We start from the raw sequence: 22,375 nt of genomic DNA on the forward strand, positions 1-22,375 counted from the left end.
CTGTCTATGATGTAAACAGATAGCCCGGAGAGAGGACTTAGCGATGACTGCCGAGGATCTGCCGAGAGTGCTCCAGCAGCTCTGGGGAATGGAGGGACCGGCCCGCCCGGGGCCGAAGCCGACGTTCCACATCAGCGACATCGGCAACGCCGCGATCAAGCTCGCCGACGCGGCCGGCCTCGGCGCGGTCTCGATGAGCAAGGTGGCCGCCGAGCTCGGCTTCACCACGATGTCGCTCTACCGGTACGTCGATTCCAAGGACGAGCTGTACGTCGTGATGCTCGAGCAGGCGTTCGGACCGCCGGCCCCGATCGATCCCGAGGCGGGCTGGCGCGAGCGCATCACCACCTGGGCGGTCGCCTTCCGCGACGGACTCCGGCGGCACCCCTGGGTGCTCCAGATCCCGATCGTCGAGCCGCCGCTGTCACCGCTGCAGCTGGAGTGGATGGAGAACGGCCTGCGCGCGTTCGAGGACACCGGCCTGAGCCCGGCCGACAGCCTGTCGGCGATGCTGCTCGTGAACATCTACGTGCGTGGCGCCGGCGCCCTCACCGTCGGTACGCCGTCCGGGTCGGAAGAGGTCTCCCAGGCCAACCGGCTCTACGTGCAGCGGCTGGCAATGCTCGCGGACCCCGACCGCTTCCCGACGATCGCCAGGAATCTGCAGTCGAGGCCCGCGGAGGACTTCGATGTGGACTACGACGCCGGCGAGTTCATCTTCGGCCTCGACACGGTGCTGGACGGCATCGAGGCACTGATCGCCCGGCGGGCGTAGTCCGGCAGGATCAGATGTCGAGCCGGTCGGCGACTCCGCGCAGTACGGTGGCGGCGCCGCGGGCGGCCTTGCTGTCGGGGTGGCGGCCGCGGCGGTAGCCCTCGCCGATGTTGTCGAGCAGCTTGATCAGGTCCTCGATGACGAGCGCCATCTCCTCCGGCTTCGGCCGCATCGCCTTGGCCACCGACGGCGGCGGGTCGATCAGCCGGACCTGCAGCGCCTGCTCGCCCTTGCGGCCCTCGACGACGCCGAACTCGACCTTCTGCCCCGGCTTGAGGTTGGTCACACCGGCCGGCAGTGCCTCCGCACGGACATAGACGTCCCCGCCTTCCTCTTTGCTGAGGAAGCCGAACCCCTTCTCGGAGTCATACCACTTGACCTTGCCAACAGGCACGGGAACCTCTTCGGTGTTGATCGTCGGAACAGGACGGAAGCCCCAGCGTACGTGACTCTGGGTACCCACGCCCCGGAAATTACCTGATGCGGGAACGATTCCGCATCCACGCGACTCGCAATGACGGGTCAGCGATAACGGTCCGGATTTGTCAAGCGTTCGTTCATCGACCCGGACCGGAATCCGCGGGCGTCGACAGCGGCGGCCGCGAAGCCTTCGGCGCGCACCAGCTCGACCAGCGCCGAGTTGTCGACGGTGCCGAGCAGGTTGGCGTCGATCTCGATGCTGGCCGACTCACCGAGGTCGCGGACCCGGACGTTCTGGACGCCGTACGGCGTGAGGTGGTTGCGGACCGCCATCTCGGCCCGGTCGACCCGGGCGAGCAAGTTCGGCGTGATCCGGATGCCGTACGCGATCCGGCTGGACAGGCAGGCAGCGGCCGGCTTGTCCGAGGTCTCGAGCCCCCAACTGCGGGACGCCTCGCGGATCTGCGCCTTGGTCAGCCGGGCGTCGCGCAGCGGGGTGATCGCGCCGCGCTCGAAGGCGGCCCGGATGCCCGGCCGGAACCCGGCGATGGCGTCGTCGGCGTTCGTCCCGGTCGCGATCGCCTCGATCCCGAACTCGTCCGCGATCGGCTGCAGCGTCTCGACCAGCTCGGCCTTGCAGAAGTAGCAACGGTCACCGGCGTTGGCCTGGTACCCCTCGCGCTCCATCTCGTGCGTGTGCGGGGTGACATGGCGTACGCCGATGCTGTCGGCGAAGTGAGCGGCCGGCTCCAGCTCAGCGACCGGGAGGCTCGGGCTGACCGCAGTGGCGGCCACTACGTTTGCCGGGCCGATAGCGCGCGCCGCTGCGGCCAGCAGGAAGGCAGAGTCGGCACCACCACTGAAGGCGACTACCAGGCTCTCGTAGCCGGACAGCCGCTCCATCAGCGCTGACAGCCGCTGCTCGAGCACGTACTCGTCCAGCCAGGCCGGGAACTCGGTCAGGTCGTTCAGTACGACGTCCGCCCCGTAGGCACGCAGCTCATCCGCAGTGAACGGCCCAGTGGCCACCGACACCGCCACTGCACCAGCAGCGCGCGCACCGTCGATGTCAGCCGTGTGGTCACCGACATAGATCGTCGCCTGATGCTCCCGCAGCGCTATGCCCTTCTCTGCGCCGTGCAGGTCGCCAACCGGCTCATCCACGTCCAGACCGAGGTGCTGCAGGTGCAGCTCAACACTGGGCGCGTACTTCGCCGACACCACGACCGTGCGGCCCCGGAGCGCCCGTATTGCGGCCAGCGACTCCTCAACCCCGGGCAGCGGCAGGCTGCCGGTGATCGCGTGCTCCGGGTAGTGCTCCCGGTACCGCGCGACCATCGCGTCGACCTGGTCGGCAGGGAACCAGTTGGCCATCTCCCAGGTCAGCGGCGGGCCGAGCCGGCTGACCACGAGCTCGGTGTCGATCGCCACCCCGGTCTCGGCCGCCAGCAGGTCCCAGACGGCCTTGATCCCCGGCCGCGAGTCGATCAGCGTCATGTCCAGGTCGAACCCGACGACCAGCTCCGGCACATCGGTGGCGGTGGGCTGCGGCGGGCGGATCTCGGCGGTTGACACGTCCCCAACCTTACGTGGCCCGTTCCCGCAACCGGTCTCGCATCCCGAAACGGCCCAATAGTCTACTAATTCAGCTGGAATATAGCTGTTATGACAACTCAGCTCGAAGCACCCGCCATCACCGTCACCAAGGCAGGCGGCGCGATCGGCGCCGTCGTCGGCAATGTCGCCCTCGGCGGCGACCTCCGCCCGCAGACCGTCGCCGCGATCCGGCAGGCCCTGCTCGACCACAAAGTGATCTTCTTCCGCGACCAGCAGCACCTCGACGACGCCGGCCAGCTCGCCTTCGCCAAGCTGCTCGGTACGCCGACGCTCGCCCACCCGACCTCCACCGGCCTCGACGGCAACGAGCACGTGCTGCCGATCGACTCCGACTACGGCAAGGCCAACAGCTGGCACACCGACGTCACGTTCGTCGACCGGATCCCGGCGATCAGCATCCTTCGGGCGGTGACGCTGCCGGCGTACGGCGGCGCGACGACCTGGGCCAACACCGTTGCGGCGTACGCGAAGCTGCCGGTCGCGCTGCAGGCGCTGGTCGACAAGCTCTGGGCCGTGCACAGCAACGTGTACGACTACGTCGGCGCGGCGGATGAGCTGCGGATCGGCGGGGTGGACGTGAAGGTCGAGGAGCATCGCAAGCAGTTCGTGTCGAAGCTGTTCGAGACCGAGCACCCGGTCGTTCGGGTGCACCCCGAGACGGGCGAGCGGTCGCTGGTACTGGGGCATTTCGTCCGCCGGTTCGTCGGGCTCAGCTCGGCCGAGACGACCGCGTTGTTCCAGCTGCTGCAGAACCGCGTCACGAACCTGGACAACACCGTCCGCTGGCAGTGGCAGCCGGGTGACCTGGCGATCTGGGACAACCGGGCGACCCAGCACTACGGCGTCGCCGACTACGACGACCAGCCGCGGCGGCTGCACCGGATCACGCTGGCCGGCGACATCCCGGTCAGCGTCGACGGCGTCCGCAGTACGGCTCGGACCGGAGACGCGACGCACTTCTCCAGTTGACATTCATAGCCCGGATGTCTTGGCTCTTGACATCTGGGCTCGAAATGTAAACCCTGAGCGGTATGGACTCGTTCAGCGATCGGACCAAACGCAGGCTGCGGGACGAGCTGCTGGACGCTGCCTACGAGGCGGTCGTCGCCGGCGGGTACGACGGGTTGCGGATGGCCGAGGTCGGCCGGCGTACCGGGGTGTCGCGGCAGACCGTCTACAACGAGTTCGGCGACAAGTGGGGTGTGCTGCAGGCCGTCGCGGCGCGGGAGACCGAGCGGTTCCTGGTCGAGGTCAACGCCGCGCTGGCCGCGCACACCGATCCGATCGACGGGTTGCGGGCCGCGGTCGAGTGCGCGCTGCGGCTCGCGTCAGACAACCCGCTGGTGAAGGCGGCGCTCGGGCAGCCCGGGTCGGACCAGGCGAGCCAGCTGCTGACTACACGGGGGCAGCAGGTGCTGGAGCTCAGCCATCAACGGCTGGACGCGCATGTACGCGAGCACTGGCCCGAAGTACCGGCCGAGGACGCCACTACCTGCGTGGACGTCGCGCTGCGCGTAGTACTGAGTCACATCGTCAACCCCGGTGCGGCTCCGGCCGTGGTCGCCGATCAGGTCGCCCGGGTGCTCGGTCCCTTCCTCAGCGCTCGGAGGTCATGACATGACGAATCCCCTTCATCGGCAGGGTTTCAGCTCGCTGCGGGAGGGCGGGCTGAACTGGGACGCACTGCCGCTGCGGCTGTTCGACAAGGGCAACCGCAAGTTCTGGAACCCGCGCGACATCGACTTCAGCCAGGACGCGCTCGACTGGCAGACCTTCACCGACAACGAGCGCGAGGCGGCGCTGATGCTGTGCGCGCAGTTCATCGCCGGCGAAGAGGCCGTCACCGAGGACATCCAGCCCTTCCTGGCCGCGATGGCCGCGGAGGGCCGGCTCGGAGACGAGATGTACCTGACCCAGTTCTGCTTCGAGGAGGCCAAGCACACCGCGGTCTTCCGGATGTGGCTGGACGCCGTTGGGGTCAAGGACGACCTGCACAAGTACATCGAGAACAACCCGGGCTACCGGGCGATCTTCTACGAGGCCCTGCCGGTCGCACTGAAGTCCCTGGCGAATGACCCCTCCCCTGCGAACCAGGTGAAGGCCTCTGTCACCTATAACCATGTAGTGGAAGGCACCCTGGCCCTTACCGGCTACCACGCGTGGAACCTGCTCTGTACCGCCCGCGGCGTCCTCCCCGGCATGCAGGAGCTGGTACGCCGCATCGGCGACGACGAGCGTCGCCACATGGCCTGGGGCACCTTCACCTGCCGTCGCCACATCGCCGCCGACGAGTCCAACTGGCAGGTCGTCACCGACACCATGGAGGAGCTGCTCCCCCACGCCCTCACCCAGATCCAGTGGGCGCTGGAGAACATGCCCGAGATCCCACCGGAGATCGACCCGACCGCCCTGATGACGTACGCCGGTGACCGCGCGACCCGCCGCCTCGGGGCGATCGAATCGGCGGTCGGCGCGGATGTCGCCGGCATCGACCTCGACTACTCACCCGAGAAACTCGAAGACGTCTTCGGCGACGAGGACTCAGCAGCCCTGGCCGCCGTTCGCTAGCCGCCCACCGTTCGCTGGTTGCCCGGCGTCGGCTGGTTGGGGTGGTCTGGCAGGCTGGGCCGCATGACAACGGTGCTGACCCGTGCCGAGCAGCGTGGCGCGTCGTTCAGTGGGGCCATGGCGGCCGTCGTACGCCGTCTGCCGTGGGGGCTGTCGCGGGTCGTACCGCCCAGCCTGCTCGGATTCATCGTGATCAACGGGCTCACCTTCGGCGTGGATCTCGGCCTGCTCACCGTCTTCCGGTCGTGGATCGAGCTGCCCTTGTGGTTGTCGATCACGATCGCCTACGCGTGCGCCTTCGGACTGAGCTACGTGCTCAACCGGGCGCTCAACTTCCACTCCCACGGCGCGGTCGGCCCGCAGCTCGCGGTGTACGTCGTCGTGGTGGTCGTCAACTACGTCGTCTGGATCCTCGGCGCCGGCGCCGGGCTCAGCGCACTCGGTATCGAGTACCACCTCGCCCGGATCATCGCCGGCGCCTGCGAAGGCATCTACATGTACTGCGCCTTGCGCTGGATCGTCTTCCGCAAGAACTAGCAGTTCACGGTGAGCACGAAGTCCCCCGGCAGCGCCGAGCTCCAGTCGTCGATCCAGAGCGTGACTTCGATGCTGTCGGGGGCGTCGGCGGGATAGTCGACGATCGCGAGCTTGTTGTTGCTCGAGATGATGGTCGCCTGGGCGCCGCACTGGTCGACCGGACGGTCGAACTGGACCCGGTAGTGGGAGTTCTGCTGGTTGTAGCTGAGACCGATCGCGTGCTTCTGGGTGACGAAGCTGGCGACATAGCTCTGGTGGTCCTCGCTGTCCCTGGTCTTCACCCTGGCCCAGAGTGCATTGCTGCTCCCAGCAGGCCCGGCCGGTCCTTGCAGACCCTGCGGTCCCGCGGGTCCCTGGGCACCAGTCGCGCCGGGCGCGCCAGGCGCGCCAGGAGCTCCCGGTAGGCCGCGTTGCGCCCAGCTGATCGGGGTCTCGAGGCCCGAGCAGCGCTGGTTCCTGGCCGGGTCGACGACCCGGAGGAGGCCCGTGAGCTTGCCGACGCAGCCGTTGACGGTTGGCTCCGGTGCCGCCGCCGACGCGACCGAGCCGATGGTGACGATAGAGACTGCCAGTACGCCGATACCGGCTGCTTTCTTGAGTGAGGTCCGCATGGGTCGATCGTCAGGCGCCGCCTTCAGACAGTCTTAAAGTAGAACTCCAGGTGGGCGGTGGCGGCTGCTTCCCAGGTGTAGGAACTTGCGAGCGCTTGGCCGGCCGCGCGACGGGCTGGGTCGGTCGGGGTGGTGAGTTGGGCCGCGAGTTGAGTGGGGCCGGCGGCGTACGAGGCTGCGGTGCCGAAGATCTCGTGGAAGACGGGGAGGTCGGAGACGACCAGGGGCACGCCGGCGGCGAGGGCTTCTAGTGGGGCGAGGCCGAAACCCTCTTTGATCGAAGGGAAAGCGAAGGCCTCGGCGGCAGCCACCAGGGACGGGAGGTCGGGGTCGGGGACCGGGCCGAGGACGAGTGGAGTGACACCGAGTTCGGCTGCGCGCTTCTCCCAGATCGCTCGGTAGTCGCGGTAGTCGAAGAGGGTTTCGCCGCCGGCGATCACGAGGGAGAGGTCGGGGTCGTTGATGAGGGCGAATGCTTCCAGGAGTTCGAGGGAGCCTTTGCGCGGCTCGATGCCGCCGACGGTGACGACGTACCGGCCGAAGCGGGTTCGCCAGGCAGCGCGCGCTGACGCGGCGTCCGGAGTACCGGCTGCTGCCGCGGCGAAGCGGGGTGCGTCGACACCGTTCGGGATGACCGTTGCCTTGAGCCCCCATCCGGCAGCGAGTTCGGCGGCGACGGCGGTGGAGACGCAGATGTGCGCGTACGGCGTGACGATCGCGCGCTCGTGGCAGGCGACCAGCTCGGGAGTCGTGAAGGTGTCGAGGTGGTGGACCGTACGGATGCAGCGACCGACGGCGTTCGCGCTGATGCAGTCCTGGGCGTGAATGATGTCGTAGGCGGATGGGTCGAAGGCGTCGCGTAGTACCGCGATCGAACGCAGGATGCGGTCGCCGACGCCCTCGCCCGGCTGGTCTGGGAACGGGACCACCGACAGGCGGACGCGTGGATCGACGGCGCGGTAGAAGGTCGTGTCGCCGCCGCGGCCGAGCGACCAGACGGTGACGTCGGCACCCTTTGCTGCAAGGGCTTCGGCCAGCGAGAGGGTGTGCACGACGCCGCCGCGGGGCTTGGTCGAGTAGCTCAGCAGAGCGATGCGCATCAGTACGCCTCCGGGCGGCGCTCGTCGAGGTGGTGCAGGACACGGCGCGCCGTCTCGATCTCGGCCCGTACGTCGAGGGACGCGATCGCGATCCCGGCCTTCGACCAGGTGCGGGCCACGATGTCGCCGCCGGGGCCGACCACCTTCGACTGGCCGAGGAATCGCATCCCGCCGATCGAACCGGTCAGGTTGGAGGAGACCAGAACGACCTGGTTCTCGGCGGCGCGCGAACGGTCGTACAGGTCGAAGAGGCGGGATTGGCGGTCCTCGTTCATCCGCGGCGCGCGGTTGGTGATGCTCGTCGGCCAGGCGTTGAGGCAGCCGATGATGTCGGCGCCGTCGACGGCCAGTGCGCGGGCTGCTTCGGGGAAGGTCTTGTCGTAGTCGATCATCAGGCCGAGCCGGCCGATCGGGGTGTCGAAGGCTTCGAAGCGGTCGCCGGCTGTGTAGACGGCGCGTTCGCCCGGCGGCTGGTGGACTTTGCGATGGCGGCCCAGTACGCCGTCGCCGGTGACGCAGAGGGCGGTGTTGTAGCGGTTGCCCTCGTCGGACTCACAGAACCCGAAGCAGACAACCATCTCGCCGGCCATCGCGATGATCTTGGCGATCAACGGATCGTCCAGCTTGAGCGCGGGTGGCAGATCGTCGTGATCGGACCGGCTGAGATCGGACAGATAGCCGCCGAGCGCCGCATCAGGCAGCACCAGCAGCTGCACCTCTTCCCGCCGCCCATGCCGAATCAGCTGCTCCACCCGAGCCAGATCAAACTCCAGATCCCGGGTAAACCCGGCCGCCACCGCGCCGATCTTCAGCATTTTCAGGTCCGTACGAGCTCGGGGGTTCCGTAGGTTTCCGGGCGGCGGTCGCGCAGGTGGCCCATCGAGCGGCGGGCTTGCTCCAGTGCGGCTTCGACATCCAGCTCGGCGATGGCCATGCCTTCGGTGATGCCGGTGTCGGCGATGATCTCGCCGCCGGGGTCGACGATCTTGGCGCTGGCGACGAAGCGGAGCGCGCCGAACCTGCCGGACTGGTTGGCGGACAGCCAGACGACCTGGTTCTCCAACGCACGCGCGCGGTCGAACAGGTCGAAGCGGCGTTTCCAGCGGTCCTTGGAGAGGTCGGGATCGGGGTTGGTCCGAGCGCCCGGCCAGGCCGAGACGCAGGCGATGATCTGAGCGCCGTCCATCGCGAGCGTACGAGCCGCTTCGGGGAACGCCTTGTCGTAACAGATCATCAGGCCCAGCCGCCCGACCGGGGTATCGAACGCCTCGAAGCGATCACCCGCCGCGTAGTGCGCGTCCTCCTGCAGCGGTTGGTGAACCTTGCGGTGATGGCCGAGGACGCCGTCGCCGTTGACGCAGACCGCGCTGTTGTAGATCAGCCCGCCGTCGGATTCGGCGTACCCGGCGATGACGGTCAGGTCGCCGGCCAGCTTCGACAGCCGGGCGATCTCGTCGCCGTCGAGGGCGAAGGCGGGCGGGGAGTCCGCAGTACCGTCGAGGCTCAGGAGGTAACCGCCGAGGGCGCCTTCTGGCAGGGCGAGAAGCTGTACTCCGGCTGCCCGGGCGTCGGCGATCAGCCGCGCGATGCGCTGGAAGTCGGCCTCGAGGTCGCGATCGAAGTTGGCGGCGACGGCCGCCATCCGCAGGGTCGTCATGCCGCTCCCATTCCGGTCACCCCGGCCGGGATGACCTCCGTGATCTCGCCGTCCGGCCACCGCAGACTCACGCCCTGCCCTTCGGTGAGCCGCCCACAGACGCGACTCTCAGCCGGGCCGGCCTCAAGCTCCTGCGGACCCGCGGTCACCATCGCGAACCCGGGGAAACAAGTCAGCCAATCCCCCATCGACGCATCCGCCGGCTTGGGAACATCCGCAACATCGAGGACCGCCCCACACCCACTGGCCTCAGCCAGCATCCCCAGCGTCCCCACGACCCCCGCCATCGAGACATCCTTCGCCGCCTTGGGTTTCGCCCGGCCCACGGCCTTCACCATCGTCTGCAATTCCGCACTGCTCCGATGACTTGTCGAATCCCATTGCCGCCCCGCATACCCCGGACGCCAACCACCTCCAAGATCAGCCGTCAACCTCACCGCATCCCCCGGGCGGCCGCCTCCCCCAGGTACCGGCTCTTCCGCCTTCCCCAACGCGGTGACGCTAAGCGCAGCCGGTACGCCGAACTGCGTATGCCCACCCAACACCGGCACCCCGTAAGCCTGCGCCGCCCGCCTCAGCCCGCTCAGTATCCGCGCGACAAACGCACCATCCCGAGCCCCCACCGAATCCAGCAACCCAACCGGCGTAGCCCCCATCGCCGCCAAGTCATTCACGTTGACGAGCACGGAACACCACCCAGCCCACTCCGGATCCCGCTCCACCATCGCCGGCACGATCGCATCACACGCCGCCACCAAATCACTCCCCGGCACCGGAGCCCCGTCATCCCCAACAAACCCCTCCGGCCCCACACCCTGCAACAACTCCCCCAACTCCGACTTGGTGGCCGCCACCAACTGCTGCACCCTGCCGATCGGCCACCGCATCAACACATGTGGTCTCCCGGCAACCTCCACCGGCCGAACCGTTTCCCACCCCAACCGCTGAAAGAACCGATAGGTCCCCGTCTGCACAGTCGCCTCAAACCGCAACACACCACTCGCTTCAGCCCAAGCCGCCGCAGCCCGAACCAGCGCCGCCCCGACCCCGGGTGCGGCACCGGCAGCCGCTGCGACCCCGCCATCCACCTGACCGGCTGCGGTGGGGCGGGCGCCCGGTACCGCGTGACCGCCTGCGGTGGGGCGGGCACCCGGTACCGCGCGATGTGCGGGAGCGTCGCGGTGAGGAGCTGAGCGGTGTGCGCCGGACGCAGTCACCAGGCGGCCGCCCTGCCACCAGCCGATGTCCGGGCCGTCCACGGCCGGGCCCAACCGGACACCTCCGACGACCTCCTCGGACTGCGCCCGGGCGACGAGCACAACGGTGCGCGGATCGTCGTCCCGGTCGTCGCGATCGCTGCCCGCGAACAGTCCTTGGGCTTCGACGAACGCCTGGTGGCGCAGCGCGTAGTACGCCTGCAGCGTCTCAGCGTCAGCCGCTCGCTCGATCAGAAAGCGCGGCGCCGGGTCGCCCAAGAGGGCGTGCACGTCAGCCGCCCGCCGGACCCCCGTCGGCTGTGCCGGCACAGCCGCCATTGCGCTCAGCTGCGGCGGCGCAGACGCCGCAGCACCGGGCTGTAGGCCGAGTGCCTGAGAGCTGCTCATGCGCCGGCTGCTGACAGGAGGCTGCAGGCTCCGCAGGCGGCGCAGCCTGCGGCTTGGTCGGCGCCTCGCATGTCCGCTTCCTTCAGGAGAGCGGAGACTCGGGCGGTGATGTCTTGCACCAACCGGGGGTCGGGTGGGGTGACGCCGTCGGCGCGGGCGAGGGTGCCGAGCATGGGGCGGAGGGGGACGACGAAGGGGTAGATGCCGCGGGAGATGAGGTTGGCGGCGCCGGCTACCAAGTCGTCGGGGTCTTCGCCCATGCCGATCAGGAGGTACGTCGAGACGCGGTTGCGGCCGAAGACGCGGACTGCCTCGTCCCAGGCCGCGTCGTACTCGGCCAGCGGCACCGTTGATTTGCCGGGCATCCAGTGGCGGCGGATCTCGTCGTCGAGGGATTCGACGTGGATGCCGATGGAGGTCGCGCCCGCTTCGTACAGGTCGGTGATGACGGAGAGGTCGCCCGGGGGTTCGATCTGGACCTGGATCGGTAGGCCGGGGACGGCTTCGAGGACGGCTCGGACGCAGCGGACCAGGTTCCGGGCGCCGCGGTCGGGGCCGGTGGTGGTACCAGTGGTCATCACCATCTGGGTGACGCCGTCCAGACGGACAGCGGCCTCGGCCACCTCGGCCAGTTGGCGTGGGGTCTTGGCGGCGACGGTCGCTCCAGCACGCAGCGACTCCTCGATCGAGCAGAACCGGCAACGCGTCGATTCGTCGTACCGGATGCAGGTCTGGACGACGGTCGTGGCCAGGACGTCCTTCCCATGCAGCAAGGCGATCTGCTGGTAGGGGATGCCGTCAGCCGTCGTCAGGTCGTAGAAGCGCGGACGACGGACCGGCTCGACCGACAGCCCGAGGCTGAGGCCGTTGCGGTACACCCCGCCGTCCCGCACCTGATAGGGGCTGTCGGCAACGATGGGGAGGGTGGCGTTGGCACCGTCGACGACCAGGTGCCCGTCGTCGCTCGGGCCGGCGCCCTTGCTGCGGCGGACCGGGGCGTCCACCTGAACGCCGTACACGGCCATCTCGGCCCGGGCCGCCAGAGCTTCGTCGGTACCAACGCTCATGAGCAACCCCTCAGAACATGTACGTCGAGTTGATGATGGCGCCCTTGCGGGCATAGTGGATCAACGCGTCCTGCACATCGAGCGGATGCGTCGGGATGACCCCCTCGATCAGGTCCTCCTCGCGGGCCCCGTGCAGCGACAACCCGAAGCGGCAGCAGTACACCTTGCCGCCCTCGGCGATGAACGTCTTCAGCGACTCGTTGATGTTGTGCTCGCCGGGGAACGCGGAGTTGCCGGTGGTCGGGAAGCCCCGCGTCGCCAGACAGTTCAGCGAACCGGGACCGTAGAAGTAGATCGCCGACTCGAACCCCTTCCGCTGCGCCCGGGTTGCCTGCAGGATCGCGACGAAGCTCACCGACGACTCGTGCGCGATGCCGTGCACGAGGGTGAAGTAGGTCTCGCCGTCCTCGGCCTGGTAGTCGGGGAAGACCTTCGTACCGCCGTAGATGCTGGAGCCCTGCGGCAGGGACGGGTGCGGGATCTCTTCCAGGCTCTTGGTCTCGAGCTCGGTCAGTTCGGCCAGTTCGGGCATTGCTACTCCTCGGGGTCAGTCGTAGAGATGGTTGAAGGTGTGGTGGAAAACGTGGTCGCCGAGCTCGCCGTCGCCCATCGCGGCGCGGACCTTGGCGTACTCGCCGGCGTGGTCACCCCAGGGCTGGTCGCTGGCGAACAGCACCCGGTCGTGGCCGATGCCGCGCCGCTCGATCTCGGCGGCCAGCCAGGCCGGGGCGAATCCGATCGCCCAGGACAGATCGGTGTAGACGCGCTTGCCGGCCGCGATCCAGTCGAAGAAGCGCGAGCCGATCAGCTTGATGTGTCCACTCATCCCGCCGCCGAAGTGGACGAGATGCAGCGGCACCTGGTCGGCGTACGTCTCGACCAGCAGACCGACGTGGTCGATGTCGGACGCGGCCCCGGGTGAGGTGTGGACGTGGACGACGAGGCCGTTTCGCCTTGCTGTCTTGAAGATCTCGTCCAGCTGCGGCCGGACCTCCTCGTCGGCCGGGTGACCGCCGAGCAGGAAACTCAACTTCAGCGCCCGTACGCCGGGTTCGGTCGCGAGCGTCAGCGCCTTGGCCGTCAGCTCGGCGTCCTGCGGTCGCGGCGAGACCCACAGCCCGGCCCGGATCCGGTCGTCGCGGGCGGCCGCCTCGACCACGAGCTCGTTGAAGCCGAAGGAGACCGCGACATCCGGTACGCCGTAGTTGGGGATCACCAGTGCGCGCTCGGTGCCCTCGGCGTCGAGATCGGCGAGCAGCTCGTCGATCGTGGCGCGGGCCGTGAGGTCCGGATTGACCGGTGGGCCGCCGTAGAAGGGGTAGGCCGGGAGGACACCGAGATGCCGGTGCGCGTCGTTTGTCGACATGTCTATTGCCCTACGCAACCGTCTTCTGGGAACGGGGCAGGCCGGCGATCCAGCGCACCCCGGTCTGCATCCGGCGCTGGACGATCTGCTCGGCCAAGTACGCCGCGTCGTCCGCGACCCCGCCGAAGCGGCCGGAGCCCCAGGTGTGCTGCCACGGCAGGCCCACGAAGTACAGGCCGGGGACGCTGGTCACGCCGCGGTGATGGGTCGGGTAGCCGCGGCCGTCGAAGACCGGGACCCGGATCCAGGCGTCGTCACGGCTGAAGCCGGTGCTCCAGACGACGGCGCTGATGCCTTGCAGGTCAAGGGTTTCCGGCTCGTCGGCAGGCTCCCAGACAGGTTGGTAGCGAGCCTCGACCGGCGCCTGGATGGCCTTCGACGCGATGAAGGCGTCGATCGAGTCCTTGATGCCTTCGGAGACCGCGTCGGCGTGATCCAGATTGGCGCGGAGATCCGGCTTCAAACACAAAAGGCCATCCCGTACCTCCACCAGCCGGCCGTAGAGCTTCATACCCTCCAGCGCGAAGCGGCGCAGATCGATGTCGCGCCCGCCGTCGCGGCCGGTGACGTAGTGATTGACCCGGAACCGAACAGCGTCGACATCGTCGAACTCGTGGATCCCCTTGGCGTAGTAGCCCATCTCGTCCAGCCAGGCGACGACATCCCGGCCGCGATAGAACCGCGCGACGCGTGGCGCCGACCCCGTCACCAGATGGACCTGCCGCCCGGCCAGGTGGAGATCCTCGGCGATCTGGCAACCCGACTGCCCGGTGCCGACGACCAGAACCTCGCCGGCGTCGAGCTGCTCAGGATTGCGGTACTGCGAAGAATGCAGCTGCTGCAAACCGCCCGGCAGCCGATCGGCGAACCGCGGGATCTTCGGCCGCTGGTAAGGACCGGTCGCGAGGACGACCTGATCGGCCGTCACGGTTGCGACGTCCGTGGTCAGCCGGAAGCCCTGCGCTGTCTGCTCGAGGCCAGTCGCCCGCACGCCTTCGGCCAGCGGTACGTCGAAGGACTTCGCATACGACTCCAGGTAGGCGACGATCTCGTCGCGGAGCATGAAGCCGTCGGCGTCGGGTCCGGCGTACGGGAAACCGGGAAGCCTGCATTGCCAGTTGGGCGTGACCAGGCAGAAGGAGTCCCACCGGCGATTGCGCCACTCGCTGCCGACGCGGTCGGCCTCCAGTACGACATGGTCGAGGCCGCGGGCGGTCAGTTGCCAGCTGGTCGCCAGACCTGCCTGGCCGCCGCCGACGACGACCACCGGGTAGTGCGCGTCTTCGCGAAGACTGACCTGCGGCATGTCGGCTCCCGGGGATTCGGTGCGGCCTGGATGTCATCCAGTGAAGAACCGCCCGATTGCCGCACGATTGCCCCCGGAACAAACTCCGGTTTCCGAACTGCCCTGCTGAGTTTCGGGTGGGTAACCACGATCTCTCAGCGGACAGCCACGCGGGCCGCGCTCACGCGAGCTTGCGGACCTCGGTCTCGGCCGGCGTGACGAGCCGGCCGTCGGCGGCATGGACCTCCAACGGCCGCAGCGGTTCCCCGTCGCGAGTGTCCAGTAGTTCCGAGTGCGGCTCCCCTGGCGCGAAGGAGAACGCCTCGCCCCACTGGCGCAGCGCGACGATCACCGGGAACAGTGCCTCGCCTTTGGGGGTGAGGACGTACTCGTTGTGCGCGCCGGCCGGGACCAGCTCGAGGATGCCGTTGTCGGTCAGCGCCTTGAGCCGCGCGCTGAGGATGTTCTTGGCGACGCCGAGGCTGCGCTGGAACTCGCCGAACCGCCGGCTCCCGTCGAAAGCATCCCGCACGATCAGCAGCGACCACCAGTCGCCGACCGCGTCGACGGACCGCGCGACCGGGCACTCCGCGTCGCCGAAACTCGTTCGCTTCACCATGGTTGCAAAATGCTACCACTTGAGTTTACGGTTTCAACATGCAACCTCAGCGACTGTTCCTGGCCGTCGCCGCCGGCGTCGCGGTCGCCAACGTGTACTTCGCGCAGCCTCTGCTGGCCACGATGGGCGCGGACCTCGGCATCTCCCCCGGCACGGTCGGCGTCTTCGTCACCGTCACCCAGCTCGGCTATGGCCTCGGGCTCTTCTTCCTCGTCCCCCTCGGCGACCTCCTCGACCGCCGCAAGCTGATCCGGGTGAAGTTCGTAGTACTGGCCGTCGCCTTGCTCCTGGTCGGCATAGCCCGCAACGCCGCCATGCTGATCATCGGTTTGGCCGCAGTCGGCCTGCTCGCCGTCGTCACCCAATCCCTGGTCGCCTTCGCCGCCTCCCTGAGCGCACCCGCCGAGCGAGGACGCGCAGTCGGCACAGTCACCAGCGGCGTCGTGATCGGCATCCTCCTCGCCCGTACTACGTCAGGCGCGCTGACCGACCTGGCAGGCTGGCGGTCGGTCTACCTCATCTCCTGCGGCCTGAGCCTCCTGATAGCCCTGACCCTCTTCAAAGCCGCGCCGCAACCCCGGCCGCACCTGTCCTACTACGCCCTGCTGCGTTCGACCGCGCGGCTCTGGACCGAGGAGCCGGTCTTCCGCGCCCGCGCCCTGATGGCCTTCTTCATCTTCGCCGCGTTCAACACGTTGTGGAGCTCGGTCGTGCTCCCACTCACCGAGCAGTCCTTGTCCCACACCCAGATCGGCGCCTTCGGCCTGATCGCCGCGGTCGGCGCTATCGCCGCAAGCCCGGCCGGCCGGCTCAACGACCAGGGCCGCGGCCAACTGGTGACGACGGCCGCCTCGGCGTTGCTGATCGCAAGCTGGCTCCTGATCGTCTGGACACCACAGTCCCTGTGGCCGTTGGCGTTCGGCATGATCGCCCTCGACCTCGCCGTACAGGCCATCCACGTCAGCAACCAGAGCCGCATCATCGAGCTCCGCCCGGACGCGGCCAGCCGCCTCATCGCCGGCTACATGATCTTCTACTCGATCGGCAGCGCGCTCGGCGCGATCCTCTCGACCGCCTTGTACGAAGCGGCCGGGTGGATCGCCGTTTGCTTGCTAGGGGCAACCTTCAGCCTGGGTGCGCTGGCTACCGCGTTGTCCGCAACGGTCAGCCGGCGTCGTCACCCACATCCAGGTGCCGCCAGAACCCGATCGACGGTTCGCCGGTGACACCGCACCCAGTGACTTGCCCGAGGGGGGAGGGAAATATACCGAGTCGGGGGTAAAACCCTCCCCAGTTCCGGACAAAACCCTCCTCAACGCAGGGCACTGGCTACTTCAGTCCGAGCAGGCCGAGTGACTTCTCGCGCATCTCGATCTTGCGGATCTTCCCGGTGACGGTCATCGGGAAGTCGTCGACCAGCAGGACGTAGCGGGGGATCTTGTAGTGGGCGAGTTTGCCGGTGGCGAACTCCTTCACCGCGGCCGCGTCCAACGGTCGAGCCCCGTCCTTGAGCTTGATCCAGGCGCAGAGTTCCTCGCCGTACCGGTCGTCCGGTACGCCGATCACCTGCACGTCCGCGATATCCGGGTGGGTGTAAAGGAACTCCTCGATCTCCCGCGGGTACACGTTCTCGCCGCCGCGGATGACCATGTCCTTGATCCGTCCGACGATGTTGACGTACCCGTCGTCGCGCATCTCGGCGAGGTCGCCGGTGTGCATCCAGCGTGCCTGGTCGATCGCCTCGGCGGTCTTCTCGGGCTCGTCCCAGTAGCCCAGCATCACGGAGTACCCACGGGTGCACAGCTCCCCCGGCTCACCGCGCGGTACGACGAGACCGGTCGCCGGATCGACCAGCTTCACCTCGACGTGCGGCATCACGCGGCCGACTGTCGACGTACGGCGGTCGAGATCGTCGTCACGCCGGGTCTGCGTGGAGACCGGCGACGTCTCGGTCATGCCGTAGCAGATCGCCACCTCGGCCATGTGCATGTCGGCGACACAACGCTTCATCACCTCGATCGGACACGGCGAACCGGCCATGATGCCGGTCCGCAACGAGGTGAGGTCGTAGGACGCGAAGTCCGGCAACCCGAGCTCGGCGATGAACATCGTCGGTACGCCGTACAGCCCCGTGCACCGCTCGTCCTGAACCGCCTTCAGGGTCGCCGCCGGGTCGAACGCCGGCCCCGGAATCACCATGCAGGCACCGTGCGTCGTGCAGCCGAGATTCGCCATCACCATGCCGAAGCAGTGGTAGAACGGCACCGGGATGCAGAGCCGGTCGTCCGGGCCGAAGCCGATCGTCTCGGTGACGAAGTACCCGTTGTTGAGGATGTTGTGATGGCTGAGGGTGGCGCCCTTGGGGAAGCCGGTCGTCCCCGACGTGTACTGGATGTTGATCGCGTCGTCGAAGCTCAACTCGTCCGCGCGCTCGTCCAGCTGCTCGACGCTGACGTCACCGGCGGCCTCGACGACCGCGTCCCAGTCCGGCGTACCGATGTAGACGACATCCGCCAGCGCCGCACAGTCCGGCCGCACCTCGTCGACCATCTTCCGATAGTCACTCGTCTTGAACTCGGTCGCCGAGATCAGCAGCTTCACCCCCGACTGATTCAGCGCATAAGCCAGCTCGTGCGTCCGGTACGCCGGATTGATGTTGACCAGGATCGCCCCGACCGCCGCCGTCGCGTACTGCGTGATCGTCCACTCAGCACAGTTGGGCGCCCAGATCCCGACCCGGTCGCCCTTCGCGATCCCCCGCCCCATCAACCCCCGGGCGAACTCGTCAACCACGGCCCCGAACTCGGCATAAGTCCACCGCCGCCCGCTGACGACCTCGACCATCGCCTCCCGGTCCCCGTACTCCGCGACCGTCCGTCTCAGGTTCTGCCCGATCGTTTCCCCCAGCAACGGAACCGCAGAAACCCCGGACGCGTAAGAAGGCAGCCTCATCCAGCCATCGTCACCCCACACCCCACCAACGACAAGACGACACCGGGAGTCGCGCAGAGTTACCGCCCGGCTGGGGTTGCGGCGGTCGGCCACGGTGCGTTTGCAGCTGCGTGTGCGGTTGGAAACAAGGGGTGGACGGCAAGCAATGTCCTTGCCAACTCTGCGTCATTTCGGTTGCGGAGCGTGGTGGGGCGGTTACCTTTGGGGTGAGAGGTGTGAGGCGATGGGCCGAACCGCGCAAGGTCACGCCCGCAGCGACCGGCCGCCCGGGCGTACCGCCGAGGCGGCACAACGTACCGCTGCGGTGCAGGAGCGCGTCCTGGAGCTGGGTGGCATCCTGGCCGGCGCGCTGGCGATCGATGTCCACGGCACCGATCTGCAGACGCTGAAGCGGGCGCCCCGACGGGCCCCGCCGACCGTGCCGGCAGCTGAGCTCGCGGCGCGTCCCGGACCTGTCTGGGACGCGTTCGTGCCCCCGCGGCTGGGGCGGTTCCGCTGGTGGGGCACCGAACGCCGGTACGCGCGGCGGCTGGCCGAGGCCGAGGACCGGTTCGCGGAGGCCATCGACCGGCACCGGGCGGCCGAGGACACCCGGCGCGAGCGGGTGGCACGAGCCCTGCGGGAGCAGGCCGAGCAGCAGCGCCGGCTGGACGAGACCACCGAGGAGCAGCACGCCCGCATCGACGCCTACCAGCGCGCTGTCGAGAACCACGACCGCGAGGCGGTCACCCGCTACTTCCGCAAGGCCCTCGAACGGGTCACCGAGCCCCAAGACTTCCCCCGCCGACGGAGGGTCGGCTACGTGCCCGAGTCGACGTTGCTGGCCGTCGAATGGGACCTCCCAGACCTCAGCGTCGTACCAGCCGAGGCGTCGTACCGCTATGACCGTGAAGCAGACGCGGTAGTCGCTGTGCCGCGCCCAGAGAAGCAAGTACGGCTCCTGTACCAGCAACTCGTTGCCCAGTTGGCCTTGCGGGCCCTGCACGTGGTCTTCGGCAGCGACCGCTACAACGTGGTCGACACCGTCGTGTTCAACGGCATGGTCGAGTCCGTGGACCTCCCGACCGGCCAGACCGTCCGCCCGTGCCTCATCACCCTCAGGGCCACCCGCGAGCAGTTCGAAGCCCTGGTACTTGACCAGCTCGACCCAGTCGCCTGCGTCCGCCACTACTTCGCCGCAGAGGTCTCCAGGCACCCAGAGGAGCTGCAGCCGGTCGAACCCGTGCTGGACTTCGACCTGGCCGACCCGCGCACCATCCGGCCCATCGACGTCATCAGCGAGATCGACAGCCGCCCGAACCTGTTGGAGCTCACCCCTGACGAGTTCGAGCACCTGGTGCACAACCTGCTGACCCGGATGGGGCTGGAGACGCGGTTGTTCCGTAGTGGCAACGACGGTGGCATCGATTGCGTCGCCTACGACCCCCGACCGATCACCGGCGGCAAGTTCGTCGTACAGGCCAAGCTCTACACGCGTACTGTCCCGCCATCGGCCGTGCGGGACCTCTTCGGGACGGTGCTGGACGCCGGAGCCACCAAGGGCATCCTGATCACCACCAGTGGCTTCGGCCCGTCCAGCTACCAGTTCGCCAACGGGAAGCCGCTGCAACTGATCGACGGCACCGGCCTGCTCGCCCTCTGCCATCAGCACGACATCCCCGCCCGCATCGTCCCGCGCGCTAGCTGATGGGCGACTCGTAGATCAGCAGCTCCGTACCGGTCGGCCCCTCGCCGTCATCCGGCGCAGTGAAGAGCCGCAGCTTCGTACCGTCAACCTCCAGCGCCACTGGGTTCCTGGTGACGGAGTGGCCGGCCGTGGAGTACGCCGGGAACGGGATCTCGTGCAGGATCCGGTTGTCGTCGTCCAGGTCGAGCAGTGCCAGCCCACCGATCTCGAAGTTGCCACCTGTCGGCGTCTTGAGCCCGGTGACGCCACCACACAGCTGCTTGCTCCGGCCGACGTAGTCGCAGTCCTGGTAGTCCAGTAGGTGACTCTGGTTCGGCTGCGCGTCCACCTGCTTGCCAGCGGCGGTCCACGCATACAGCGTCCGCGACCCCCAGCTCACCCCGTGCACCAGCCCGGTACGCCGGTCCCGCACAACCCCGCCGACGTGATCCTTCACCCGGAACTGCTCACTCACCCGGTACGTCCGAGGGTTGATCTTGTAGACGATCGCCCGCGAGTTCGGCCGGTACTCCGCGGCCGGCACCCACACGTTCTCCCCGTCGTAGTCGATCCCGCCGGGGTGGTACGCCGTACCCTCGCCCACCCGGATGTCCTTCAACAGGTTGCCCTGGCGATCCAGCACGAAGACATGCCCGATCCCCTTGCCCGGCGTCCGGTCGTACCCGTCCACCGGCACCGGATACGGCACCGGCGCCTCCAGCACCTCGACACTCGACAGGTAGATCCGGTCTCCCACCAACGCGAACCCCTGCGGGTGGTACGTCGGGAACTTCAACGGGATCCGCGCGACCTGCGTCCACGCCGTACTCCGCGTCGTCGCCTCGAATGCCCGCACGACCTTGTCATCGCGCCCAGCCGCATCGGCGCCGACGACCGACAACCCGGCTACCAGCACTCCGGCCAACACGCTTGCCACCAACGTCTTCCTGCGCATCACGCTTCTCCTGTCAGACTGGCCCGTATGGACACTGGGATCACGGTTACCGGAACCGGGCAGGCTACTGCGCCGGCGGATCTACTGCGGCTGACTCTGAGTGTCGGTCATGATGCGGGCGATGTGGCGGCTGCTGTCGCACAAGTAGCCGAGAAGACCGACGCTGTTCATGCTGCGTTGAGTGCGCGGGGGGTCGAGGCGAAGGACATCGAGACCAGCACTGTCAACGTCTACCCGCAGTACAAGGACTCGATGTCGGTGGCCGGCTATCGGGCGTCGCACTCGCTCACCGTGACGACCCGGGACCTGACCGGCTTCGGGGCGCTGCTGAACGCCGCGGTCGATGCCGTCGGCAACGATCTCGGGATGGACGGGCTGAACTTCGACGTGGCGGAGAAGCAGCCGCTGATGGACCAGGCGCGGCAGCTCGCCTTCGCCCAGGCGCGCGAGAAGGCCGCTCAGCTGGCCGAGCTGGCCGGCCAGTCCCTCGGCTCCATCGCCGCCGTCACCGAGACCTACGGCCACGGCCCGATCCCGATGGCGCTCAGTGTCGCCAAGGGCTCCGGGGCCTACGACTCGGCCCTGACCATCACGCCCGGCGAGCAGACCATCCAGATCTCCCTCGACGTCCGGTGGAACTGGGCCTGACACGTTGCACAAAGCTGCAAAACGGCCACCGAGCGGCCGGCGGAGGGATATGGTGCACCCAGGTGCGCCGGGAAGTCTGGTCGGCAATCGTTTCGTCACGTCCCGACCCGAAAGGTTCCACCCATGGTGAACAGCCGATCCTTCCTGTCCCTCGTCCTCGCCGCCGGGCTTGCGACGACACTCGCAGCCTGCAACGGCAGCTCGGACAAGACCGCGACGTCGCCGAGCACCAGCACGTCGTCCTCGACCCCGCCGCCGAGCACCACCCCGGCGCCGACGACCCCCTCGGTCACTCAGTCGGCCCCGGTGCCCGCGGCGCGGACCAAGGCGGAGCTGACCAAGGCACTCCTGGAGCTGCCGGATCTCCCGTCGGGCTTCTCGATCGACAACTCCCCCGACGAGGCGGACGACACCAAGCTGTCGTCGACCGATGCCCGGTGCAAGGACCTCGTCCTGCTCTTCAACGCCAAGACCCCGCCCGGCGCGAAGGTCGTCGCGACCCGCTCGTTCACCGGCGGCCAGCAGGGCCCGTTCTTCGACGAAGAGCTGGACGCGATGGGCTCACCCGCCGCCGCCACCGCGCTGCTGAACCGCACCAGGGCGGCGATCAGGTCCTGCAAGTCGGCCAAACTGACCGTCCCCGGCACCGGCAGCTCGACGGTCGAGGTCAGCGAGATCTCTGTACCCAAGGCAGGCACCGGCCCGGTCGGCGGCCGGTTCGTGGCCGACGGCGGGCCGCTGGACGGCGGCGAGGTGCTGTTCGGCTTCACCGGGATCGGCGATGTCGTGCTCGCGATGAGCTTCGACACCCCCGATGTCCTGGACGGCGCGCTCGGCGACGCAGCGGCCAAGGCGATCAAGGTGCTCGGCGCCCCCAAGACCGGGGCCTGATCGCGGCCGTCTCAGATTGAGACGACTCTCCTACGCT

At 68.2% G+C, this 22,375-nt stretch carries 23 protein-coding genes; 9 read left to right on the plus strand and 14 right to left on the minus strand.

Features of this window, described 5'->3' with window-relative positions; all coding sequences use genetic code 11:
* Positions 1-43 precede the first annotated feature (43 nt).
* A complete protein-coding gene (locus ABD768_RS10030) occupies positions 44-775 on the plus strand; it encodes a TetR/AcrR family transcriptional regulator (RefSeq protein ID WP_344839663.1) in 732 nt (243 codons plus the stop codon).
* 10 nt (positions 776-785) lie between these two features.
* Here the strand turns inward: ABD768_RS10030 and ABD768_RS10035 are convergent, their stop codons facing one another.
* Positions 786-1,169, minus strand: coding sequence for a cold-shock protein (locus ABD768_RS10035; RefSeq protein WP_343979719.1), 384 nt, complete (start codon positions 1,167-1,169; stop codon positions 786-788).
* Positions 1,170-1,297: 128 nt separating this feature from the next.
* The gene (larE, locus tag ABD768_RS10040; protein ID WP_344839666.1) at positions 1,298-2,770 is read right to left on the minus strand and encodes an ATP-dependent sacrificial sulfur transferase LarE; all 1,473 of its coding nucleotides are present in this window, start codon (positions 2,768-2,770) and stop codon (positions 1,298-1,300) included.
* A gap of 90 nt (positions 2,771-2,860) precedes the next feature.
* Between larE and ABD768_RS10045 the strand changes: the two genes are divergently transcribed.
* From ABD768_RS10045 to ABD768_RS10060, 4 genes are all read left to right on the plus strand, one after another.
* Positions 2,861-3,781: a TauD/TfdA dioxygenase family protein gene (locus ABD768_RS10045; protein WP_344839667.1), complete on the plus strand. Its 921-nt coding sequence runs from the start codon at positions 2,861-2,863 to the stop codon at positions 3,779-3,781.
* Positions 3,782-3,843: 62 nt separating this feature from the next.
* On the plus strand, positions 3,844-4,428 hold the full coding sequence (locus ABD768_RS10050; RefSeq protein ID WP_343979727.1) for a TetR/AcrR family transcriptional regulator: 585 nt from the start codon (positions 3,844-3,846) through the stop codon (positions 4,426-4,428).
* A gap of 1 nt (position 4,429) precedes the next feature.
* Positions 4,430-5,380 (plus strand): R2-like ligand-binding oxidase, encoded by a 951-nt coding sequence (locus tag ABD768_RS10055; RefSeq protein WP_344839669.1) that lies wholly within the window; start codon positions 4,430-4,432, stop codon positions 5,378-5,380.
* Positions 5,381-5,443: 63 nt separating this feature from the next.
* Positions 5,444-5,917, plus strand: a complete 474-nt coding sequence (locus ABD768_RS10060; protein WP_344839671.1) for a GtrA family protein — start codon at positions 5,444-5,446, stop codon at positions 5,915-5,917.
* On the opposite strand, the gene ABD768_RS10065 is transcribed toward ABD768_RS10060, so the two are convergent.
* The 10 genes from ABD768_RS10065 to ABD768_RS10110 form a co-directional block, all read right to left on the minus strand.
* A complete protein-coding gene (locus ABD768_RS10065; RefSeq protein WP_344839674.1) occupies positions 5,914-6,528 on the minus strand; it encodes a hypothetical protein in 615 nt (204 codons plus the stop codon). The genes ABD768_RS10060 and ABD768_RS10065 overlap by 4 nt on opposite strands.
* Positions 6,529-6,551: 23 nt before the next feature.
* A complete protein-coding gene (locus tag ABD768_RS10070) occupies positions 6,552-7,628 on the minus strand; it encodes an MSMEG_0565 family glycosyltransferase (RefSeq protein WP_344839677.1) in 1,077 nt (358 codons plus the stop codon).
* The gene (locus tag ABD768_RS10075; protein WP_343979745.1) at positions 7,628-8,443 is read right to left on the minus strand and encodes a carbon-nitrogen hydrolase family protein; all 816 of its coding nucleotides are present in this window, start codon (positions 8,441-8,443) and stop codon (positions 7,628-7,630) included. The genes ABD768_RS10070 and ABD768_RS10075 overlap by 1 nt, the downstream gene beginning before the upstream one ends.
* Before the next feature lie 2 nt (positions 8,444-8,445).
* Positions 8,446-9,285 (minus strand): carbon-nitrogen hydrolase family protein, encoded by an 840-nt coding sequence (locus tag ABD768_RS10080; protein WP_344839678.1) that lies wholly within the window; start codon positions 9,283-9,285, stop codon positions 8,446-8,448.
* Positions 9,282-10,889, minus strand: coding sequence for an MSMEG_0567/sll0787 family protein (locus ABD768_RS10085; protein ID WP_344839681.1), 1,608 nt, complete (start codon positions 10,887-10,889; stop codon positions 9,282-9,284). Before ABD768_RS10085 ends, ABD768_RS10080 begins: the two co-directional genes overlap by 4 nt.
* Positions 10,886-11,956, minus strand: a complete 1,071-nt coding sequence (locus tag ABD768_RS10090) for an MSMEG_0568 family radical SAM protein (protein WP_344839682.1) — start codon at positions 11,954-11,956, stop codon at positions 10,886-10,888. The genes ABD768_RS10085 and ABD768_RS10090 overlap by 4 nt, the downstream gene beginning before the upstream one ends.
* 10 nt (positions 11,957-11,966) lie before the next feature.
* Positions 11,967-12,488: an MSMEG_0572/Sll0783 family nitrogen starvation response protein gene (locus ABD768_RS10095; RefSeq protein ID WP_132190819.1), complete on the minus strand. Its 522-nt coding sequence runs from the start codon at positions 12,486-12,488 to the stop codon at positions 11,967-11,969.
* A gap of 15 nt (positions 12,489-12,503) precedes the next feature.
* Positions 12,504-13,322 (minus strand): amidohydrolase family protein, encoded by an 819-nt coding sequence (locus ABD768_RS10100; RefSeq protein ID WP_344839684.1) that lies wholly within the window; start codon positions 13,320-13,322, stop codon positions 12,504-12,506.
* A gap of 10 nt (positions 13,323-13,332) precedes the next feature.
* The gene (locus tag ABD768_RS10105; protein WP_344839687.1) at positions 13,333-14,628 is read right to left on the minus strand and encodes an MSMEG_0569 family flavin-dependent oxidoreductase; all 1,296 of its coding nucleotides are present in this window, start codon (positions 14,626-14,628) and stop codon (positions 13,333-13,335) included.
* A gap of 160 nt (positions 14,629-14,788) precedes the next feature.
* Positions 14,789-15,226, minus strand: coding sequence for a winged helix-turn-helix transcriptional regulator (locus tag ABD768_RS10110; protein ID WP_344839689.1), 438 nt, complete (start codon positions 15,224-15,226; stop codon positions 14,789-14,791).
* A gap of 38 nt (positions 15,227-15,264) precedes the next feature.
* Between ABD768_RS10110 and ABD768_RS10115 the strand changes: the two genes are divergently transcribed.
* Positions 15,265-16,452, plus strand: coding sequence for an MFS transporter (locus ABD768_RS10115; RefSeq protein WP_344839691.1), 1,188 nt, complete (start codon positions 15,265-15,267; stop codon positions 16,450-16,452).
* Between the two features lie 103 nt (positions 16,453-16,555).
* Here the strand turns inward: ABD768_RS10115 and ABD768_RS10120 are convergent, their stop codons facing one another.
* Entirely contained in the window at positions 16,556-18,178 is a 1,623-nt protein-coding gene (locus ABD768_RS10120; protein ID WP_344839692.1) for an AMP-binding protein, read from the minus strand.
* Between the two features lie 223 nt (positions 18,179-18,401).
* On the opposite strand from ABD768_RS10120, the gene ABD768_RS10125 reads away from it, so the two are divergent.
* A complete protein-coding gene (locus tag ABD768_RS10125; protein WP_344839694.1) occupies positions 18,402-19,865 on the plus strand; it encodes a restriction endonuclease in 1,464 nt (487 codons plus the stop codon).
* Here ABD768_RS10125 and ABD768_RS10130 read toward each other — a convergent pair.
* Positions 19,858-20,799: a DUF6454 family protein gene (locus ABD768_RS10130; protein WP_344839696.1), complete on the minus strand. Its 942-nt coding sequence runs from the start codon at positions 20,797-20,799 to the stop codon at positions 19,858-19,860. The genes ABD768_RS10125 and ABD768_RS10130 overlap by 8 nt on opposite strands.
* A gap of 27 nt (positions 20,800-20,826) precedes the next feature.
* Here ABD768_RS10130 and ABD768_RS10135 point away from each other — a divergent pair, with 27 nt between their 5' ends.
* Positions 20,827-21,447 carry an SIMPL domain-containing protein gene (locus ABD768_RS10135; RefSeq protein WP_344839698.1) on the plus strand — a complete coding sequence of 207 codons (621 nt, stop codon included), beginning with the start codon at positions 20,827-20,829 and terminating at the stop codon, positions 21,445-21,447.
* A gap of 123 nt (positions 21,448-21,570) precedes the next feature.
* Positions 21,571-22,338: a hypothetical protein gene (locus tag ABD768_RS10140; RefSeq protein ID WP_344839700.1), complete on the plus strand. Its 768-nt coding sequence runs from the start codon at positions 21,571-21,573 to the stop codon at positions 22,336-22,338.
* Positions 22,339-22,375: the final 37 nt, after the last annotated feature.

Origin of the sequence: Kribbella ginsengisoli (assembly GCF_039537185.1) — a bacterium.
Taxonomy (GTDB): Bacteria; Actinomycetota; Actinomycetes; order Propionibacteriales; family Kribbellaceae; genus Kribbella; species Kribbella koreensis.

What these genes read in the sequence shown, in the direction of transcription:
- ABD768_RS10030 (WP_344839663.1), top strand. Translation starts at nt 44, where the DNA reads ATGACTGCCGAGGATCTGCCGAGAGTGCTCCAGCAGCTCTGGGGAATG.
- ABD768_RS10045 (WP_344839667.1), top strand. Translation starts at nt 2,861, where the DNA reads ATGACAACTCAGCTCGAAGCACCCGCCATCACCGTCACCAAGGCAGGC.
- ABD768_RS10050 (WP_343979727.1), top strand. Translation starts at nt 3,844, where the DNA reads ATGGACTCGTTCAGCGATCGGACCAAACGCAGGCTGCGGGACGAGCTG.
- ABD768_RS10055 (WP_344839669.1), top strand. Translation starts at nt 4,430, where the DNA reads ATGACGAATCCCCTTCATCGGCAGGGTTTCAGCTCGCTGCGGGAGGGC.
- ABD768_RS10060 (WP_344839671.1), top strand. Translation starts at nt 5,444, where the DNA reads ATGACAACGGTGCTGACCCGTGCCGAGCAGCGTGGCGCGTCGTTCAGT.
- ABD768_RS10065 (WP_344839674.1), bottom strand. Translation starts at nt 6,528, where the DNA reads ATGCGGACCTCACTCAAGAAAGCAGCCGGTATCGGCGTACTGGCAGTC.
- ABD768_RS10070 (WP_344839677.1), bottom strand. Translation starts at nt 7,628, where the DNA reads ATGCGCATCGCTCTGCTGAGCTACTCGACCAAGCCCCGCGGCGGCGTC.
- ABD768_RS10075 (WP_343979745.1), bottom strand. Translation starts at nt 8,443, where the DNA reads ATGCTGAAGATCGGCGCGGTGGCGGCCGGGTTTACCCGGGATCTGGAG.
- ABD768_RS10080 (WP_344839678.1), bottom strand. Translation starts at nt 9,285, where the DNA reads ATGACGACCCTGCGGATGGCGGCCGTCGCCGCCAACTTCGATCGCGAC.
- ABD768_RS10085 (WP_344839681.1), bottom strand. Translation starts at nt 10,889, where the DNA reads ATGAGCAGCTCTCAGGCACTCGGCCTACAGCCCGGTGCTGCGGCGTCT.
- ABD768_RS10090 (WP_344839682.1), bottom strand. Translation starts at nt 11,956, where the DNA reads ATGAGCGTTGGTACCGACGAAGCTCTGGCGGCCCGGGCCGAGATGGCC.
- ABD768_RS10095 (WP_132190819.1), bottom strand. Translation starts at nt 12,488, where the DNA reads ATGCCCGAACTGGCCGAACTGACCGAGCTCGAGACCAAGAGCCTGGAA.
- ABD768_RS10100 (WP_344839684.1), bottom strand. Translation starts at nt 13,322, where the DNA reads ATGTCGACAAACGACGCGCACCGGCATCTCGGTGTCCTCCCGGCCTAC.
- ABD768_RS10105 (WP_344839687.1), bottom strand. Translation starts at nt 14,628, where the DNA reads ATGCCGCAGGTCAGTCTTCGCGAAGACGCGCACTACCCGGTGGTCGTC.
- ABD768_RS10110 (WP_344839689.1), bottom strand. Translation starts at nt 15,226, where the DNA reads ATGGTGAAGCGAACGAGTTTCGGCGACGCGGAGTGCCCGGTCGCGCGG.
- ABD768_RS10115 (WP_344839691.1), top strand. Translation starts at nt 15,265, where the DNA reads ATGCAACCTCAGCGACTGTTCCTGGCCGTCGCCGCCGGCGTCGCGGTC.
- ABD768_RS10120 (WP_344839692.1), bottom strand. Translation starts at nt 18,178, where the DNA reads ATGAGGCTGCCTTCTTACGCGTCCGGGGTTTCTGCGGTTCCGTTGCTG.
- ABD768_RS10125 (WP_344839694.1), top strand. Translation starts at nt 18,402, where the DNA reads ATGGGCCGAACCGCGCAAGGTCACGCCCGCAGCGACCGGCCGCCCGGG.
- ABD768_RS10130 (WP_344839696.1), bottom strand. Translation starts at nt 20,799, where the DNA reads ATGCGCAGGAAGACGTTGGTGGCAAGCGTGTTGGCCGGAGTGCTGGTA.
- ABD768_RS10135 (WP_344839698.1), top strand. Translation starts at nt 20,827, where the DNA reads ATGGACACTGGGATCACGGTTACCGGAACCGGGCAGGCTACTGCGCCG.
- ABD768_RS10140 (WP_344839700.1), top strand. Translation starts at nt 21,571, where the DNA reads ATGGTGAACAGCCGATCCTTCCTGTCCCTCGTCCTCGCCGCCGGGCTT.